Genomic DNA, 16,922 nt, shown 5'->3' with positions numbered 1-16,922 from the left:
AAACATTTTGACAACGACTATATTTCTATGAAGCCAAAATTACCCAATGCTAGTAGATGTGAAATCTATAGCACTGGGCATATTTGCATTAGAGAGGTTTAGAAATAAGGACTTAAAGCAGATTCATCTGCTGGTAGTGCATAGAACTTGTTAAGGTTAGTGAACACATTCGGTCTTGGTACCGCTCCTTCCAATGGTGGGTAATAATAATCCAAAGGATTAGCGACTATGCGCTGACCATAAGGAACAATAATCTCCTGGATACGATCTGTTCTCTGAATATCAAACCAACGCTTATTTTCAAAGGCTAGCTCTACTCTTCTCTCCTTGAAAATGGCTTCACCAAGTGCAGTACCAGAACCAGATACTGGATCCAACTCTGCTCTATCCCGAACTTGATTCAGAAAGACAAGTGCCTCACCATCTTTTCCTTGCTCGTTGAGTGCTTCTGCCATAAACAGCAATACCTCAGCATATCTATAGATAGGCCAGTTTGTACCCGTATTGTTATGCTGAGAGTGCTTCTTAGCGTACTTCTTAATATAAGGATAAGTCTTGTCATCCCTGAAACTATTGGATGCGAAAATATATCCTATAGAAGCTTCTTCCCTTGCATCACCATCCTCGTAAGCAGCTATGATATCAGGAGTAGGAATATTATTCCCTTCGCCATCGATAGGCTGTGGGTTGCTAGTACCAGTTATAGTTTCTAATTCCGATGCAAGAAGTGGCCTTGGCAGAAATTGATAAATAAAATTACCATTCAAACCTGCTGCCCCTTCAAGAAACTGTACCTCGAAAACTGACTCAGAATTATTCTTATTACTGTTGTTGTCAGAAAAAGCCATATCATAACTTGGCATCAACATATACTCTCCACTGGCTACCACAGGTCTTAATACTGTTTCCGCATCTGACCACTGCTCCAAATTTATGTATACGTTCCCTAATAAGGTTCGCGCAGCACCAGAGGTTGCACGCCCAGGCTGTTGTTGAGATTTAGGAAGTAAAACAGGAATAGCTGCTTGCAAATCTTGCACAATTTGAGCATAAATCTCCGCTTCAGTAGAAAGTGGCAATGCAGCTTCTTCACGAGTGGCAACTGGAGCAAGATGTAATGGAACAGAACCGAAATATCTTACCAATTCAAAGTAGGCATAGGCACGCAAGAAAAGCGCTTGACCTTTAAGATTTCCTTTAGCATCTTGGTCAAAATCAGCATCATCGATTAAATCAAGAATTTGATTTGTTCGGGCAATGATCTGATAATCCTGTCTGTATTGCTGGAGAACATTACCATTAGCAGTGACTCCATTTGCCTCTGGCACAGAGAAATCCGCCAAATCTTCCTGTGGATCTACCGCACCGAAAAGCACATTTCGAGCATAATAAGTGTTGTCAGAATGCATTTCTCCTAGCTTCCACGCTCTATCATTGACGATAGTTCTGAGTGGTACGTAAGCGGCATTTACCGCCTGTTCAAAGTCAGTCTCGGTTTTAAAGAAAGTAGCCGAGCTCAATTGTGTCTCTGGGACCACCGTGAGAAAATCATCACAGCTGGTAAGCCCCATGCACGCTGATAATAATACGATTATATATTTTTTCATTTTAAATACAGTTTGAGTTGAATAATGTGTATACAGTCTCAGCAAAATCAAAAATTGATATTTGCACCAAAAGTGATTGTACGTGGAACTGGATACGCCGACAGATCTACTCCTTGGCTTAGGTTACCACCGTCGCCTTGACCGTTATTTTGCATACTCACCTCAGGATTTGATCCTCCCCAATAATCGGTGAACACCCACATATTCTGTCCAGAAGCATAAAGTCTAAGTGACTTGATGGTCTTAGGTAGTTTGGTGAAAGTATAGCCAATCGTAATGTTTCTTATAGTCAAATAAGAGGCATCCCATACAAAGTTGCTATTGTTCCAGTCACGCTCTACTCCTGTGACATTTCCTCCCCCTACAGTCGTACCGAAAATACCCTCTCCTGGATCCTCCGGAGATTTGAATCTATCTGAAGCTTTGGCTACCATGTTAAATACACCATCCAAATTGGCAGTAGAATACAAGTGCCTCATATACAACTGATTTCCTTGGGATCCTGAAATAGCAACACTTGCATCAAAACCTTTCCAAGCGAAATTGTTAATCAAGCCATAAGTGAAATCAGGGAATGGGTTACCAATGATAGCTCTATCATCATTGTCACCTCCATAAGTAATCACCCCATCTCCATTTACATCTTTAAGTTTGATGCTACCAACTGTGGAGCGACCTGGAATGATAGGTGAATTAGCCAAATCTTCTGCATTTGCATAGTTTCCTTCCTTTACCAATCCATAGAATTGACCGAATGGCTGACCCACTTGCGTAATATGGTAAGAACCATATACTCTATCAATTCCTTCTGCCAAGTCAACTACCATATTTCTATTGATAGATAAGTTGGCATTGGTAGTCCAGCGGAAAGAACCCGTAGTATTTACCGAGTTTATACCAAACTCATGACCCCAGAAATGGATCTCGCCAATGTTATCATTGTAGTTAGAAAACCCTGACTCTTGAGGAATCTGCACAGCATACAGCAAATTGGTCGTGTTTTTAGTATAAAAATCATAGGTAAATAGCAACCTATCTTCCCAGAGTCCTAAATCCAAACCTACATCAAACTGAGCGGTAGTTTCCCATCCCAGATTCGTATTACTTAATGAAGTAACACCAGCACCAGGCACTACAGTTTCACCAAAAACCGCATTGATCGTGTTATTAACCAAGGCATAGGAAGTGTAGTTACCAATGTTATTATTTCCTGTAATACCGTAGCTAGCACGTAGCTTGGTAAAGGAAATCGTAGAGCTAGTATTCAAGAATCCTTCGTCAGAAAGTACCCATCCCACAGATGCAGAAGGGAAAACTCCCCAGCGATTGTCAGAGCCAAATCTAGAAGAACCATCTCCTCTTACTGAAGCAGTAAAGAGATATTTGCCTTGGAAATTATATGTCAACCTAGAAAACAAGGAAGTTAGAGACCACTCTCCTACACCCGAGTTAGTTCCTCCTCTATTTACATTAATAGCTCCTTGTATAGTCGGAATACGATCATCGGCATAAGTATCCGCTTGAATTCGAGTGCTTTCACTTCTAAATTTTTGATTAGAAAAACCTGCTAACAACTGGAAGTTGTGATCACCAATACTTTTAGTATAAGTAGCAATGTTTTCATTCAACCATGACAAGCGCTCATCCATATCTCGGATTGAAACCGCTACCGTTGGAATAGTAGTGTTGATATTTGCTGTTGCCGTAGAAGGGTTGAACCAGAAATACTTTGAGCTTCCCAGCTCTGCATTAAAAGTAGATTTCAGCGAAAGACCTGGAATTGGCTTCCATTCTATATAGGCATTTGTCAATACATTCAATTGCTTCGTTTCATTCGTAATCTCCTGAGCTGATCTTACCCAGTTTGGATAGGCGAAAATATTACCTGTATTCGAAGGAAGCTGATTAAAAGAGGTTAGCTCTCCATTTTCCTCATAGATAGGCATAATTGGCCAAGTGTGTAGTGCATTAAATAAGATACCCGTACCTCTGGTACCATCAGTTCGTGGAGTATTATCCACTACATAAGAAGGTGCTACATTTACACCAATATTCACTTTATCAGACACTTGATAGTCCGTATTCATTCTCAAGGAAAACCTAGTATAATCAGAGTTGACTACTACTCCATCCTGATCAAAAACACCAGCTATAATTGCCGTATTAACTTTCTCCTTATTTGAAGTAACTGTAAGATTATAGGAAGTGATCGGAGCAGTCTGAAGCATCGCATCATACCAGTCATTAGATTTTCCTCTATACTGAGAAGCATTTTGAAAAACCTCCGGAACGTCCTGACCTGCTGCTGTATAATATTCTTGCTTAAAAATCGCAAATTCCTCAGCATCCATCATTTCCAAACGACCGTTCTCCGGAACTTTCTGGAAACCTGTGTACACATTCAAGTTCACATTCGTCTGTCCTACTTTACCCTTTTTGGTGGTGATCAGGACCACGCCATTTGCCGCTCTTGACCCATAAAGTGAGGTTGATGCCGCATCTTTCAATACTGTAATTTCTTGAATTTCATCTGGGTTGAGCGTGTTGATATCCCCAGTGATCGGAAAACCATCCACTACATATAAAGGGTTACTTCCTCCAGATACAGATAATTGACCTCTTATACGGACACTCATTCCTTGCCCAGGCTTACCAGTGGTTTGATTGATCTGCACACCAGCTAATCGTCCTTGAAGCTTCTGAGCCATGGAGGACACAGGCAAATCCTTCAACTCCGCCTCGTTGACAGATTGTACAGCCCCTGTAACTTCTCGTTTGACTTGACTACCATAACCAACTACTACTACTTCAGATAAATCCGAGGTAGAATAGGCCAGCGTCACCAGAATTTCACCATTGATATTAGTAATGACAACTTCATTTGAAGTAAATCCAACAAAGCTTACCACTAAGGTTTCGCCTACCGAGGCATCGAGTGAGAACTTTCCATCAATATCGGTCACAGTTCCTTTCTGTGTACCCTTAATAGAAACCAAAGCTCCAGGAACTGGCTCATTATCTCCCTCGGAGACGACAGTTCCTTTTACTGTAACAGTCTGCGCATATAAAGGCACAGAAAGTACAAACAACATGAGTAAAAATCCTATAAATCGGATTTTCACATTTTTTTGATAATAGTTTTGCATAGGAATGGGTTTAATGTTAATGATTAAAAATCTCCTCTAATTAACTATTATTAAGACTCAGCCCTATCCTGTACCATCCTGAATAATATCCACTTATATATTTTTACAAAAATTTAAATATAACAGGACACTACAGGATAGTAATATAAAATAAAAGTTATATAACCAGTATTTAAAATAGCTAACCCACCTATTAAACACATTTTCTGTACACCATAGTTGAATATTACCACCCAACCCAATGGAAGCTTTAGCTTAAACTTCATTAATTGATTATCCCATGCTTTATCCCTAATATTAGAGCTCATTTGACAGTAATCAAGAAAATGCTTAAAAAATCCCCCCAACAGCTCCTGGTCCTTGTTATTCTAGGACTCCTTACTTTTCAATGCACTCAAAAGGAAACTATCGAATTAAAACCAAACATGAGAATTGCTCTGATTGGGGATAATTTGGGATCCAGAATGATGGATTATGGAACCTTCGAAACAGAGATGCAGCTCAGAAATCCTGAAAAAAACCTGTTTATCCGAAACATGGCTGATCCTGGAGATACGCCAGGCTTTAGGCCAAGATCTGGAACTAATGACCCATGGGCTTTCCCTGGAGCAGAGGACTTCCAAGTTGAATACGCCACTCCTTCAAACAGTATTGGCCATTTCGAAAAGCCTGACGAATGGCTAACTAGGCTACAAACAGACCTTATTATTTCATTTTTCGGATACAGCGAATCCTTTCAAGGAGTAGATGGTGTGGAAAATTATAAGGCGGAACTTGATGCATTTATCAAGCATACACTTCGTCAAAAATACCACGACACACTTTCTCCTAAACTAGTGATTGTTTCGCCTATAGCTTTCGAAGATCTATCGGCAAAAATCGATGTGCCTGACGGAAAAACAGAGAATGAAAATCTCAATCTCTACACTGTAGCGATGAAGGAAGTAGCTGAAAAAAACAAGGTGCTTTTTGTAGATGCCTTCAACCCAAGTAAAGATTGGTACCTGGAAACGGAGGAGGATCTAACTATTGATGGGTCTCAATTGAATGAAGCTGGATATCAAAAACTAGCGGTACTTCTTGCAGATGAGATTTTTGGAAAACAAAAAATCGCCAGTGGAGCTAACCGTGAGTTGGTACACGATGCAGTACAGGAGAAGAACTGGTTTTGGAGAAATGACTACAAAATCCCGAATGGCGTACACGTATTCGGTAGAAGATATGATCCTTTCGGTCCAGACAATTATCCTTTCGAGTTGGAGAAAATCCGTGAGCTGACTGCCATCAGGGATACGGCTATCTGGATGGCAAATAAAGGCGAGAAAAAAGACCTTGCTGCGGCAGATGCCAATACCAAAAAACTCCCTGAAGTACAAACCAATTACAACCCCGAGAAAAACGGAAACCTAGAGTATCTCTACGGGGAAGAAGCACTTGCCAAATTGAATGTACCTGCAGGATATAAAGTTGAGCTTTTCGCCTCTGAAGAAGACTGGCCAAACCTAGCTAATCCAGTTCAGCTTTCATTTGACAACAAAGGCAGGCTTTGGGTAGCTGTGATGCCGAGTTATCCTCACTACAAACCTGGAGATTCCCGCCCTGCAGATAAGCTTTTGATTTACGAAGACACAGATAATGATGGTAAAGCAGATAAGGAAACTGTCTTTGCGGATGATCTACACCTTCCTATTGGCTTTGAACTAGCCGCAGAAGGAGTCTATGTATCACAAGGCAACAACTTGGTCATCCTTTACGATGACAACAATGACGACAAATACGACAGAAAAGAAATTCTTCTGAGCGGATTTGACGATCACGATACACACCATGCCATTTCAGCGTTCACCACAGATGAATCAGGGTCCATTTATATGGGCGAAGGTGTATTCTTGCATACCAACGTGGAAACTTCTTACGGTACTGTAAGAGCAACCAATGGTGGTTTTTACAGATACACACCTAGCAGACATAAGCTGGAAAGAGTAGCACAGGTAAGCATTCCAAATCCTTGGGGTATTGCCTTTGACGAATGGGGACAAAACTTCTACGCAGAAACTTCTGGACCTAATGTCAACTGGATGGAACCGGGCTCTGTTTTACCTCGCTACGGAAATGCTACTAATAAAGGGTCAAACCTGATTCAACAAGAACAAAAAGTAAGACCTACTTCAGGTTTGGAATTTATTTCCAGCCGTCATTTCCCAGACGATATTCAGGGAGATATGATTATCAATAACACCATTGGTTTCTTGGGTACGAAGCAGCATCAGATGATCGATGAGGGTACTGGCTTCTCTACCAAATGGAGACAAGATTTACTTACTTCTACCGACAGAAATTTCCGTCCTGTTGACATGGAGTTTGCGCCAGACGGCTCACTTTACGTAGTCGATTGGCACAATATCCTAATCGGGCACATGCAACACAATGCGCGTGATCCTTTGAGAGATCATCAGCATGGAAGAATCTACAGAATCACTTATCCTTCCAGACCTTTAGTTACACCAGCCAAAATCGATGGCGCGAGTATTCCTGAACTGTTGGAAAACCTAAAACTTCCAGAATACAGATCTCGATATAGAACCCGTCGTGAGCTTAGAGGCCGTGACCAGCAGGAAGTCTATGATGCAGTGGCGGATTGGGCAGGAAAACTGGACAAAAATGATCCAAGATATGAGCATCACTTACTAGAAGCACTTTGGGTCACTTGGGGCATCAACAAGGTGAACACAGACATCCTTGAGCAAATGCTAAACGCAAAAGACTATAGAGCTAGAGCAGCAGCTGTACGTGTACTGCGCTACACAGGTCACCAAGTTTCTAATCAGAAGGAATTGATGACTGCAGCTGTACAGGATGAAAATGGACGTGTACGCCTTGAAGCTATCGTAGCTGCGTCATGGATGCCACGCCAAGAAGGTCTTGAAGTACTTTCAGCAGCTGAAGACACCGAAATGGAAGAATGGATCACGCCAGCTTATGAAGCAGCAGTGGCCCATATTTCTGGGCTTTCTGTAAAAGAGAAAAAAGAAGAGGATATCAAATCCTCCTTAACTGGTTCAGATAGAGAGCTATTCATTCTAGGCAAGGAAATCTATGCAAGAGAAGGATATTGCGAGACTTGCCATCAGCCAAATGGTCAAGGGCTAACTGCCTCAGGCTTTCCTCCACTTGCAGATACCCCTTGGGTGACTGGCGATGAAGAGCGTTTGATCAAAATAGTTTTGAAAGGCGTAATGGGACCAATTACTGTAAAAGGAAAAGACTACCCAGGTCAAGTTCCGATGACTCCTTTCGAAGGAATGCTTGACGACTCAGAAGTAGCAGCAGTACTGACTTTCGTAAGAAACTCTTTTGGAAATCAGGCTTCAGCCATTTCTCCTGACTTGGTAAAAAAGATAAGAGAAGAAATCAAAGATCACACTGGATTCTACCAGCCTGCGGATTTGCTGAAAGCGCATCCTATGGAGAAATAGTTGTTAGTTGTCAATTGTCAGTTGAATAAAATTTGGGTCAAAAGGAGCTAGTTCCTTTTGACCCATTTTCTTATAGGAATCCCTTACCTGCATCTAACTAGTTGTCAAATCCCTCCTCCACAAGAGCGGCAAGAGAGGGGCTCAGTGGTAGGTCTCAACCTTAGAAAAATCCATAGGCTTAATCAATCCATTAGGACTGAATTTGAGTCCAGGAAAAAGCCGTAGGCTTGATCCATTTTGTAAGGCTGAACTTCAGTCCAGTCAAAACAGATCTAGGCATCACCAAAGTACCATCGGCACGAAGCATTAGAAGATATGCACCGAGCCGATGGCTCTCTCGTTTACTTTTATTACTACTATCCCATGGACTGAAGTCCATGGTTACAATATTGGCCGAGTCTACGACTCTTTCTAAAAAACCCAGTATTCGCTTTCAACCACTTAGCTTACAAAAACCCAAAGCTGGACTCGATCATTAGCGCTAGACTCCAGGCCCAGAAAAAACCATAGGCTAATACTATTCTTCGGGAGAATTTGAGTACTTCAAAAAGCCGTAGGCTTGATCCATTTTGTAAGACTGGACTTCAGTCCAGTTAAAATAGGCCTTGACATCACCAAAGTGCCATCGGCACGATGCATCTATTCACCCATCCGCCCAAGCGAGTGTCCTCACTCGCTTCAACCACCTATCATAAGATTCTCTGGGATTGCCAACTTTGGTAAAGTGTGCCATTGGCACGTTAGTAGTCTCATCGGTCAACACACTTCGAACTGAAAACTGCGACTGACCACTTTACCTCTTAATCCTCCTCAATCAACCTTATCAGCTTCCAATCTCCTCGCATTCTGTTCAAACAACTCACGCATCAAATCTAATTGTTCGGTATAGCCCTTCTTGCCAGCTAGATTCTTTTTCTCCAAAGGATCTTTTTTCAGATTGTACAATTCCTCATGATCCAGATCATCTTGATACCTGAAGTATTTCCAATCTTTCGTTCTTAGTCCCTCGCTCGCAGGTATAATGTCCACCTTCCAAAGATGCTCTGCCACAAATTCCTTTCTGTGAATTGCTGGATTTTCTCCAATTACATAATCTGCCAAACTCAGCCCCTGATATTCCTCTGGAAGCCTTCCATTCGCAAATTCAACTATGGTCGGCGCAATATCGATATTTAAGGCAAAGTCTGTGATCTCTCTATGCCCAGGATTTCTAGGGTCATAGATAATCATAGGCACTCGAAGTGAATTATCATACATCAGCCATTTCCCCGCAAGTTGTCGCTCGCCTTGGAAGTAGCCATTATCGCCCATGAAGATGATCACTGTGTTTTTATCCATTCCTTGTTCAGCCAAAGTTTTCCGGATTTTACCGATTTCCTGATCCACTTCTGAGATCATTCTGTAATAGCCCTTCATACTCTTCTGATATTTTTCAGGGGTATCGTATCTCCAGAACCAACGTGTGCGATTCTCTCCTTTTTGCACATATTCTGGCTGCTGATCGAAATATTTCTGCTGGGACAAAAGTGGCTTCGGGAACTTCATACCTTCATACAAATGATCCATATCGGCTGACCAGAAATACTGATCCTCGGCAGAGTCATGGGCGTGTGGGGCAGAAAAGCTAAGTGAAAGCATAAATGGCTTTTCGCTAGATTGATTCTTGATGAATTCCTGCGCTTGGTGAGAAGTGTACTTAGTCAGGTGAACAGTGTCCCCATCGATTGTTTTATAGAAATATCCACGTCTATCAGCGAATTTACCATTTCTATCGTAGCTATCGCCTACGTCAAATAGACCTGAAAATCCAGGATAATTCACACCAAACTTCCCAAAAAACCCTGTTTCATAACCCAAACTTCTTAACTGAGCAGGATAGGAATTTTGTGCATAAGCTTCGTTTAGCACTTGCCCAAAGGTATACCCATGAGTTCTTTCGTAAAGCCCCGTCAATACACTGGCCCGACTTGCTGCGCAAATAGGCGTGGTAACAAAGGCATTTTTGAAATATATCCCCTGCTCCGCCAACTTGTCCATTTCGGGGGTTTGAATAATGTCATTGCCTGAGTATCCCAGCGCATCCCAACGCTGATCGTCTGTGAGGATAAAGATGATATTCGGTTTTTCCTGCTGCGCAATAGCTGTAGTATTTAACAGCATTAAAAGGCAAAAAAGCAGTTTCGCAAAGGGTAGGTTATTCTTCATAGGTTCTAAAATAGCTAGAAAAGCCCAACGATCGTATCCTGTAGAGTCCTAGTATGACTGATTTTTTAGACTATCCAAGACCAAAAAAAACAGGAATGCTCTACAAGAAGATTACTAAATTACTCTCAGTTTAGGCAACTCAAACCCACCATAAAATGCATTTTATCAACGTATTATTTATTTCTCTTTTCCTTTTTTCCACACATGACAAAGAGAGTAAGTATGATTATCTGAATGAGCTAAAAACTGAACTTCAGCAAAAATGGCCAGAAAACAGAACCATCAACTTGGTTTTCCATGGTCATTCTGTTCCAGCAGGATATTTCAGAACGCCAATTGTCAAAACCCTAGATGCCTACCCCTACCTAGTAATGCAAGAATTGACTTCCCAGTATCCTTACGCGGTAGTTAATATTATCAATACATCGATTGGTGGTGAGGATTCCAAAAGCGGTGCGCAGCGCTTTGAAGCGGAGGTATTAACTCACCAACCCGACGTGCTTTTCATAGACTATGCCCTCAACGATAAGAGAATTGGTCTGGATAGTGCCAAAATAGCTTGGGAAAACATGATCCAACTGGCATTAGAAAAGGACATCAAAGTCATTCTGCTCACGCCTTCTCCAGATAAAAAACTGCCTTTAACAGAGGATGACACCCTATTGGGCCAGCATGCCATTCAGATTCGTGGATTAGCTGAGAAATATGAGATAGGACTTGTGGATAGTTACGAACTGTTCAAAAAGGAGACAGCAGCCGGCGTCAGTCTTGCCTCTCTTATGGCCCAAGGAAATCACCCGAATAAAAATGGCCATACTTTGATTGCCAAAGGGATAATGGAGTATTTCTATTAGTAGAAATAAAGAATATGCCCGGAGCCTACGGCTCTCTAGTTGATTTTGGTCACCACTACACCACGGACTAAAGTCCATGGTTACAATATTGACCGAGCCGATGGCTCTCTTTGCTAGAAGCCATTGCACACAAGCTCAATTAGGCAGTATATTGACTGAGCGTATAGTTCTCTATGTTTGCGTATCTAATGCCCATTCCCAACAGGCCTTCATACTAAAGCCGTAGGCTTGGCTCATGTTGTAAGGCTGGACTTCAGTCCAGTTCAAACATGCTTACTCTATCCAAATAGTGCCATAGGCACGGTGCATATCCTTAGTCAGTACATCATCTACTATATCAAATCCTGAAAGACATATCGTTCATCATACTCCACTTTAAACTGTTTAAGTAACTCCAGATACTCCTCCTTAAAGGTCTGGTTCTTATGATGTTCCTCTTGATTTGAGATGTATTTATATACACTGTCAATCTGCGATTGACCATAGGAAAAAACTCCATAACCAATCTGCCACTCAAAGTGACTACTCGTCAATTGATGATCATTGATGTCTTTAGATGACTTTGCCTTCACTGTTTTCATTAATTCTGAGACTGAGATTACTGGTTTCAATCCCAAGAAACAATGTATATGATCTTCAACCCCATTGACAATAAGGGTCTTGCAACCAGTTTCATTGATTAGATTACCTAAAACTCCTTGGAGTTTAGTGCGCCATGATTCGTGCAATACTGCATTTCTATATTTTACTGCGAACACTGCTTGGAGGTAGATTTGATGATAAGTATTTGCCATGATTTTATAGTTTATATGTTCCGAGCCTACGGCTCTCAAGTTGATTTTGATTCCCACTACACCACGGACTAAAGTCCATGGTTACAATATTGGCCGAGCCGATGGCTCTCTTTGCTAGTAGCCATTGCACCAAGCTCAAATGGGCACTATATTGACCGAGCCGCTGGCTCTTCACTTTTCAAGCCCAAGCTATTTATAAAAGCCGTAGGCTTGAACCATTTTGTAAGGCTGGACTTCAGTCCAGTTTAGATATGCTTGCCCCGCAACATAGTGCCATCGGCACGGTACATATCCTTTGCAAATACTTCCAAAATCCCCCGAGCCTACGGCTCTCTAATGGATCTTTCACGGTCTATCTCATGGACTAAAGTCCATGGTTACAATATTGACCGAGCCGCTGGCTCTCTTTGCTAGATGCCATTGCACACAAGCTCAAATGGGCACTATATTGACCTAGCCGCTGGCTCTTCGCTTTTCGAACCCAAGCTATTTATAAAAGCCGTAGGCTTGACTCATTTTGTAAGGCTGGACTTCAGGCCAGTGCAAACATGCTTACCTTATCCTAATAGTGCCATAGGCACGGTACATGTCTATATCCGAACTCTTAACTAATATAATAACATTAAGTGCTATTCAGATAGACAAACATCTAGTATTTTACCAGTCCAAAACCTCACAAAATGAAAGCACATAAGCTCGCAATCTTACTCCTTTGCCTGATAAGCCTTGGTTGTTCTGCTAAAAAAAATATTGCTTCAAAAAACCCACATAGCATGAGCTCAAAAGAAAACCTCCACCTCTATCTACTTATGGGGCAATCCAATATGGCTGGCAGAGGAAAAATAGGAGCACTTGACACCTTAACTCATCCTAGAGTTTTTATGCTGGACAAGGCAGAAAACTGGGTACCCGCCCAAGACCCAATGCATTTCGATAAACCTGTCGCGGGTGTTGGTCTAGGTTTGACCTTTGGGAAAATCATGGCTAATGCTGATAATGACATAAAAATTGGTTTGATCCCAACCGCTGTAGGTGGCAGCTCTATCAATTACTGGTTTGCTGATTCTCTTTTCCATCAGACCAATACTTACCCGTATGACGACATGATTCGTAGAGCCAAAAAGGCGATGGAATCAGGTACATTGAAAGGAATACTGTGGCATCAGGGTGAATCTGACTCCAATACTGAATCCTCTGTAAACGAGTACAGGCAAAAATTCGAAGCCATGCTCACTGCTCTCAAAACTGATTTAGGGATAGAATCCATACCGATTGTCATGGGAGAAATTGGCTACTTTTTCTACCCAAAAGCCCCTTATGCTGAACGACTAAATGAAATATTCTTCGAAATCGCAGCTTCTCAAAAATGCATTGGCTTAGTAAGTTCGGAAGACCTAAATCACAAAGGAGATGAAACGCATTTCGACTCGAACTCTTATCATGCTTTAGGCATTAGATATGCTGCCAAAATGCAAGAAATTCAAACCGAATGTACGGTAATTTTGAACAGGTAAATTCACTGGTTAAAAAGTAAAACACTTATACACACTCAAACTTTTTCCTCCACACAATAAGATAACAAGATGGACAAATGGCTTAATAATTTAACGCTTGATGGCGACTTAGTGAGATTGGAACCACTGACACTAAATCACATTAATGACCTAACTGACGCCGTAAAGGATGGCAAACTTTGGGAGCTATGGTACACTTCTGCCCCGAAACCCGAAAACGTAGAAGCTTATATATCTAAAGCTATTCAGGAGTACGAAGCAGACATCTCCATGCCCTTTGTGATACTTGATAAAAAGAGTAACAAAGTAATTGGCACTACACGCTATATGAATGCCGTAGCGGCAAATAGGCATATAGAGATCGGGACTACCTGGTATTCCAAATCATATCAACGGACTGGAGCAAACACAGAGTGCAAGTATCTATTACTGAAATATGCCTTTGAAAATCTGAACTGCATTGCCGTAGAATTCAGAACTAATTGGCACAATATGCAATCTCGGAATGCTATACTTCGACTTGGAGCCAAACAAGATGGCGTATTGAGAAATCACATAATCGACAGTACTGGCTGCCTGAGAGATACAGTTGTCTTTTCCATTTTAAACTCCGAATGGCAAATGGTGAAAAAATCACTGGAGTTTAAAATGAGCAGAAAGTACGACAACTAACAAAGTGATAGTAACAGACCAGTAATTGAGATATTATCTAATCTACTTGAAACTAATTGCTCAATAAAATGCTCAAGACAAGAACTCCATCCTCAAATACCTTTTGGGTGCAAAGCTGCATGATCTTGATATGTATGCTAAGTTTTTCTTGCGATGCACAGCAGCAGCAGCGCGTCATTATTTCCACAGATATCGGTGGAAGCGATCCTGATGATTACCAGTCCTTGGTTCATTTGCTACTCTACGCAGACACCTTGGATATTGTGGGACTGGTTTCCTCTCCTCCTTACGAAGGCAGAAAAGAACACATTCTGGAAGTGATAGATGCCTATGAGCAGGACTATCCTGAGTTGAAACTTAGATCGAAAAAATATCCATCAGCTGATTACCTCCGGTCCATCACTGCGCAAGGTGCACTTGATTCACAACAATCAAAATTACCTGATGATGAAATCTCTGAAGGCGCACAGTTGATAATTGATGAGGCCAAAAAAGAGGACAACAGGCCACTTTACATTCTGGTCTGGGGCTCGATTACTGATATCGCACAAGCATTGAACGCCGCGCCGGAAATAAAACCAAATATCAGAGTTTATTCCATCGGATCCTGGAATACTACCCAAGACACAAGTGCTCGAAATTATGTTTATAATGAACATTCAGACCTCTGGTTTATAGAATCGAACAGCACTTTCCGAGGCATGTATATGGGAGGATTTCAGGATGAGGATTATGGCAATCTGAGCTTTGTAAATTCTCATGTAAAAGGCTTTGGCGCACTAGGAGAGTTATTCTATCAAAAGAAAACTGACATTAAAATGGGCGATACACCTTCGTTTTTGTATCTACTGAATGGAAATCCATCAGATCCTGAGTCGGAAAGTTGGGGAGGACAATTTGAAAAAACTGATCATGGACGAAATTACTGGACAGATATCCAAGATCCAGCATTTTCTGAGAATAACAGGCAGGGAGCAAAAACGGTAAATAAGTGGCGGAAAGACTTTTTGAATGATTGGAAACTTCGGATGAGTTACTTGAAATGAGGCAAATTTTGAATCGAAAATTCCTTTACGAGCTCAATCATTCAAGCCTTTCCCATCAAGTATCTGTGGGATATATTTCTCAACTCTGCCCTCTCTAGTTTTGCTTTGCTTAGCTGATGCAAAATGTAATAGATAAGCCCGCTGTCGCCCGGGTGTCAATGCTTCAAAAGCAGTTTTCAACTTCGAATTGTTTTCCAGTTTTACCTGAAATTCATCTGGAACAGCATACTCCTTGGTCTTTTTCAATTCCACTTTCAACCCTGCTTTTTCCACCTCAATAGCCTCAAAAATATAGGCTTTCAAAACAGCCTGCAATGCTACTATTTCCTGAAGATTTCTAAAACGGATCTGCCGCGCTGCCTGCACATTTTCTGTTTGCTGAATCAAAATCCCTTCCCGATCATTGAGCAAAACCCCTTTGTGGAACAACAGCGCACAGTATTCTTTGAAGCCATGTATCAACACCACATTACTCCCCTGATAAGTATAGCAAGGCACTCCCCATTTCAATTCTTCAGTCAGCCCACAATCCAGCACTAGCGCTCTTAATTGCTTATATTCCTTCTGCCAAAACGAGGGTTTATCAAAGTAGAAATCAACTTTAGAATTCATCTGTTTGATGGTTTTAATAACAATAAAGTCTACTACACGATAATAAAAAAGAATCTCATTCTCTACAAGCCTAGCATAGGTAATTGCTTCACTTGATGATAGCATAAGGCTGCTTTGATACAGTTCTTCAATGCTGCTTCTGGGATTTCATCATCCAATTTGAAGATGATCGCTCGGTTTCCTTCGTAATCAAAAATCTCATCATAAGCTAAGCGGAAACTAGGGACTAGTTTGCTGGTACACTTGAAATACATCGCATATTGATCTGGGCTCTTTGCCTTCCAATCCATCCGAATAGTACTCCCTTTTTTGGCTAAGAAGCTTGGCTCACCCCACTTGAGCGTTTCCTCCAAACTGGACAATCCAATTTCTGTTGCAACCTCTAGCACCAACTTGCGAAGGTGAAGCATTTTATCTTTTACGAAGTCAGGGTATTTCGCGAAAACTGATGCGACTTCAGAACTTGTATTCAAATCCATATTCAGATGGTTTCACTCATTACTTAATATCAATAATCTATTTACAGCTTGATTCTAGGTCAGTTCAGTCCTGCCTCTCTAAATATTTCTTTGATATCTTCTGATATTTCAAAGGATTTTAGGGACGGAACATTTGCTCCTCCAGGATTTCCTACCGGTACTTTACCCACAAATGATTTTACACCACCCACCAACAACCTTGGAATTTGGCCGATGATTTCATTGCTGCTCTTGATCCGAATACCAAACAAGAGCATCTTCCAATGCACATAACTATGGGCAAATGGGTAGCGCTGTCCAATTATATGCGCTCGTTCCAAATGACCCCAAGCCTTTTGAAGTTCGCCCAATGCATAGTTATCCCTATACTTTTGAAGCTCTAGTTGAAAATAGACACTGAGAGAATCAGGGATTTTCGTGTAAAAATTCATAAACATGTATTATAGCTAACAAGCATCTCAATTCACTACTTTTATCAAACTCAAACACAGGTCTCTAATAAGGCTGAATATGCTCT

General features: G+C 41.3%; 12 protein-coding genes. 5 read left to right on the top strand and 7 right to left on the bottom strand.

Annotated elements, in window-relative coordinates; translation table 11 throughout:
- Positions 1 to 98 precede the first annotated feature (98 nt).
- Together LV85_RS16375 and LV85_RS16370 are read right to left on the bottom strand one after the other, a co-directional pair.
- Entirely contained in the window at positions 99 to 1,607 is a 1,509-nt protein-coding gene (locus LV85_RS16375; protein WP_111321393.1) for a RagB/SusD family nutrient uptake outer membrane protein, read from the bottom strand.
- Positions 1,608 to 1,654: 47 nt separating this feature from the next.
- Positions 1,655 to 4,753, bottom strand: a complete 3,099-nt coding sequence (locus LV85_RS16370; RefSeq protein WP_111321391.1) for a SusC/RagA family TonB-linked outer membrane protein — start codon at positions 4,751 to 4,753, stop codon at positions 1,655 to 1,657.
- 326 nt (positions 4,754 to 5,079) lie between these two features.
- On the opposite strand from LV85_RS16370, the gene LV85_RS16360 reads away from it, so the two are divergent.
- Positions 5,080 to 8,229, top strand: a complete 3,150-nt coding sequence (locus LV85_RS16360) for a PVC-type heme-binding CxxCH protein (protein ID WP_111321387.1) — start codon at positions 5,080 to 5,082, stop codon at positions 8,227 to 8,229.
- Positions 8,230 to 9,039: 810 nt separating this feature from the next.
- On the opposite strand, the gene LV85_RS16350 is transcribed toward LV85_RS16360, so the two are convergent.
- Positions 9,040 to 10,434 (bottom strand): sulfatase family protein, encoded by a 1,395-nt coding sequence (locus LV85_RS16350; protein ID WP_211318428.1) that lies wholly within the window; start codon positions 10,432 to 10,434, stop codon positions 9,040 to 9,042.
- Between the two features lie 155 nt (positions 10,435 to 10,589).
- On the opposite strand from LV85_RS16350, the gene LV85_RS16345 reads away from it, so the two are divergent.
- The gene (locus LV85_RS16345) at positions 10,590 to 11,288 is read left to right on the top strand and encodes an SGNH/GDSL hydrolase family protein (RefSeq protein WP_111321381.1); all 699 of its coding nucleotides are present in this window, start codon (positions 10,590 to 10,592) and stop codon (positions 11,286 to 11,288) included.
- Positions 11,289 to 11,620: 332 nt separating this feature from the next.
- Here the strand turns inward: LV85_RS16345 and tnpA are convergent, their stop codons facing one another.
- Positions 11,621 to 12,082 carry an IS200/IS605 family transposase gene (tnpA, locus tag LV85_RS16340; protein WP_111321478.1) on the bottom strand — a complete coding sequence of 154 codons (462 nt, stop codon included), beginning with the start codon at positions 12,080 to 12,082 and terminating at the stop codon, positions 11,621 to 11,623.
- Positions 12,083 to 12,855: 773 nt separating this feature from the next.
- Here tnpA and LV85_RS16335 point away from each other — a divergent pair.
- From LV85_RS16335 to LV85_RS16325, 3 genes are all read left to right on the top strand, one after another.
- On the top strand, positions 12,856 to 13,596 hold the full coding sequence (locus LV85_RS16335; protein ID WP_158531196.1) for a sialate O-acetylesterase: 741 nt from the start codon (positions 12,856 to 12,858) through the stop codon (positions 13,594 to 13,596).
- Between the two features lie 69 nt (positions 13,597 to 13,665).
- A complete protein-coding gene (locus tag LV85_RS16330; protein ID WP_111321377.1) occupies positions 13,666 to 14,268 on the top strand; it encodes a GNAT family N-acetyltransferase in 603 nt (200 codons plus the stop codon).
- A 68-nt stretch (positions 14,269 to 14,336) separates the two neighbouring features.
- Positions 14,337 to 15,314 carry a DUF1593 domain-containing protein gene (locus tag LV85_RS16325; RefSeq protein ID WP_211318427.1) on the top strand — a complete coding sequence of 326 codons (978 nt, stop codon included), beginning with the start codon at positions 14,337 to 14,339 and terminating at the stop codon, positions 15,312 to 15,314.
- Positions 15,315 to 15,347: 33 nt separating this feature from the next.
- Here the strand turns inward: LV85_RS16325 and LV85_RS16320 are convergent, their stop codons facing one another.
- From LV85_RS16320 to LV85_RS16310, 3 genes are all read right to left on the bottom strand, one after another.
- Positions 15,348 to 15,926, bottom strand: a complete 579-nt coding sequence (locus tag LV85_RS16320; protein WP_111321476.1) for a YdeI/OmpD-associated family protein — start codon at positions 15,924 to 15,926, stop codon at positions 15,348 to 15,350.
- Positions 15,927 to 15,988: 62 nt separating this feature from the next.
- The gene (locus LV85_RS16315; protein WP_111321373.1) at positions 15,989 to 16,405 is read right to left on the bottom strand and encodes a DUF1801 domain-containing protein; all 417 of its coding nucleotides are present in this window, start codon (positions 16,403 to 16,405) and stop codon (positions 15,989 to 15,991) included.
- 59 nt (positions 16,406 to 16,464) lie between these two features.
- Complete coding sequence (locus LV85_RS16310; protein WP_111321474.1) at positions 16,465 to 16,836, bottom strand: DUF3703 domain-containing protein; 372 nt, start codon at positions 16,834 to 16,836, stop codon at positions 16,465 to 16,467.
- Positions 16,837 to 16,922: the final 86 nt, after the last annotated feature.

It is taken from the genome of Algoriphagus chordae, assembly GCF_003254055.1.
Taxonomy (GTDB): Bacteria; Bacteroidota; Bacteroidia; order Cytophagales; family Cyclobacteriaceae; genus Algoriphagus; species Algoriphagus chordae.
The sequence above is the reverse complement of the archived record's forward strand: the minus strand, read 5'-3'. Positions and strand labels throughout refer to the sequence as shown.

Bases quoted from the DNA above. Each gene is read 5' to 3' on its own strand.
- LV85_RS16375 (WP_111321393.1), bottom strand. From the start codon at position 1,607: ATGAAAAAATATATAATCGTATTATTATCAGCGTGCATGGGGCTTACC.
- LV85_RS16370 (WP_111321391.1), bottom strand. From the start codon at position 4,753: ATGCAAAACTATTATCAAAAAAATGTGAAAATCCGATTTATAGGATTT.
- LV85_RS16360 (WP_111321387.1), top strand. From the start codon at position 5,080: ATGCTTAAAAAATCCCCCCAACAGCTCCTGGTCCTTGTTATTCTAGGA.
- LV85_RS16350 (WP_211318428.1), bottom strand. From the start codon at position 10,434: ATGAAGAATAACCTACCCTTTGCGAAACTGCTTTTTTGCCTTTTAATG.
- LV85_RS16345 (WP_111321381.1), top strand. From the start codon at position 10,590: ATGCATTTTATCAACGTATTATTTATTTCTCTTTTCCTTTTTTCCACA.
- tnpA (WP_111321478.1), bottom strand. From the start codon at position 12,082: ATGGCAAATACTTATCATCAAATCTACCTCCAAGCAGTGTTCGCAGTA.
- LV85_RS16335 (WP_158531196.1), top strand. From the start codon at position 12,856: ATGAGCTCAAAAGAAAACCTCCACCTCTATCTACTTATGGGGCAATCC.
- LV85_RS16330 (WP_111321377.1), top strand. From the start codon at position 13,666: ATGGACAAATGGCTTAATAATTTAACGCTTGATGGCGACTTAGTGAGA.
- LV85_RS16325 (WP_211318427.1), top strand. From the start codon at position 14,337: ATGCTCAAGACAAGAACTCCATCCTCAAATACCTTTTGGGTGCAAAGC.
- LV85_RS16320 (WP_111321476.1), bottom strand. From the start codon at position 15,926: ATGAATTCTAAAGTTGATTTCTACTTTGATAAACCCTCGTTTTGGCAG.
- LV85_RS16315 (WP_111321373.1), bottom strand. From the start codon at position 16,405: ATGGATTTGAATACAAGTTCTGAAGTCGCATCAGTTTTCGCGAAATAC.
- LV85_RS16310 (WP_111321474.1), bottom strand. From the start codon at position 16,836: ATGAATTTTTACACGAAAATCCCTGATTCTCTCAGTGTCTATTTTCAA.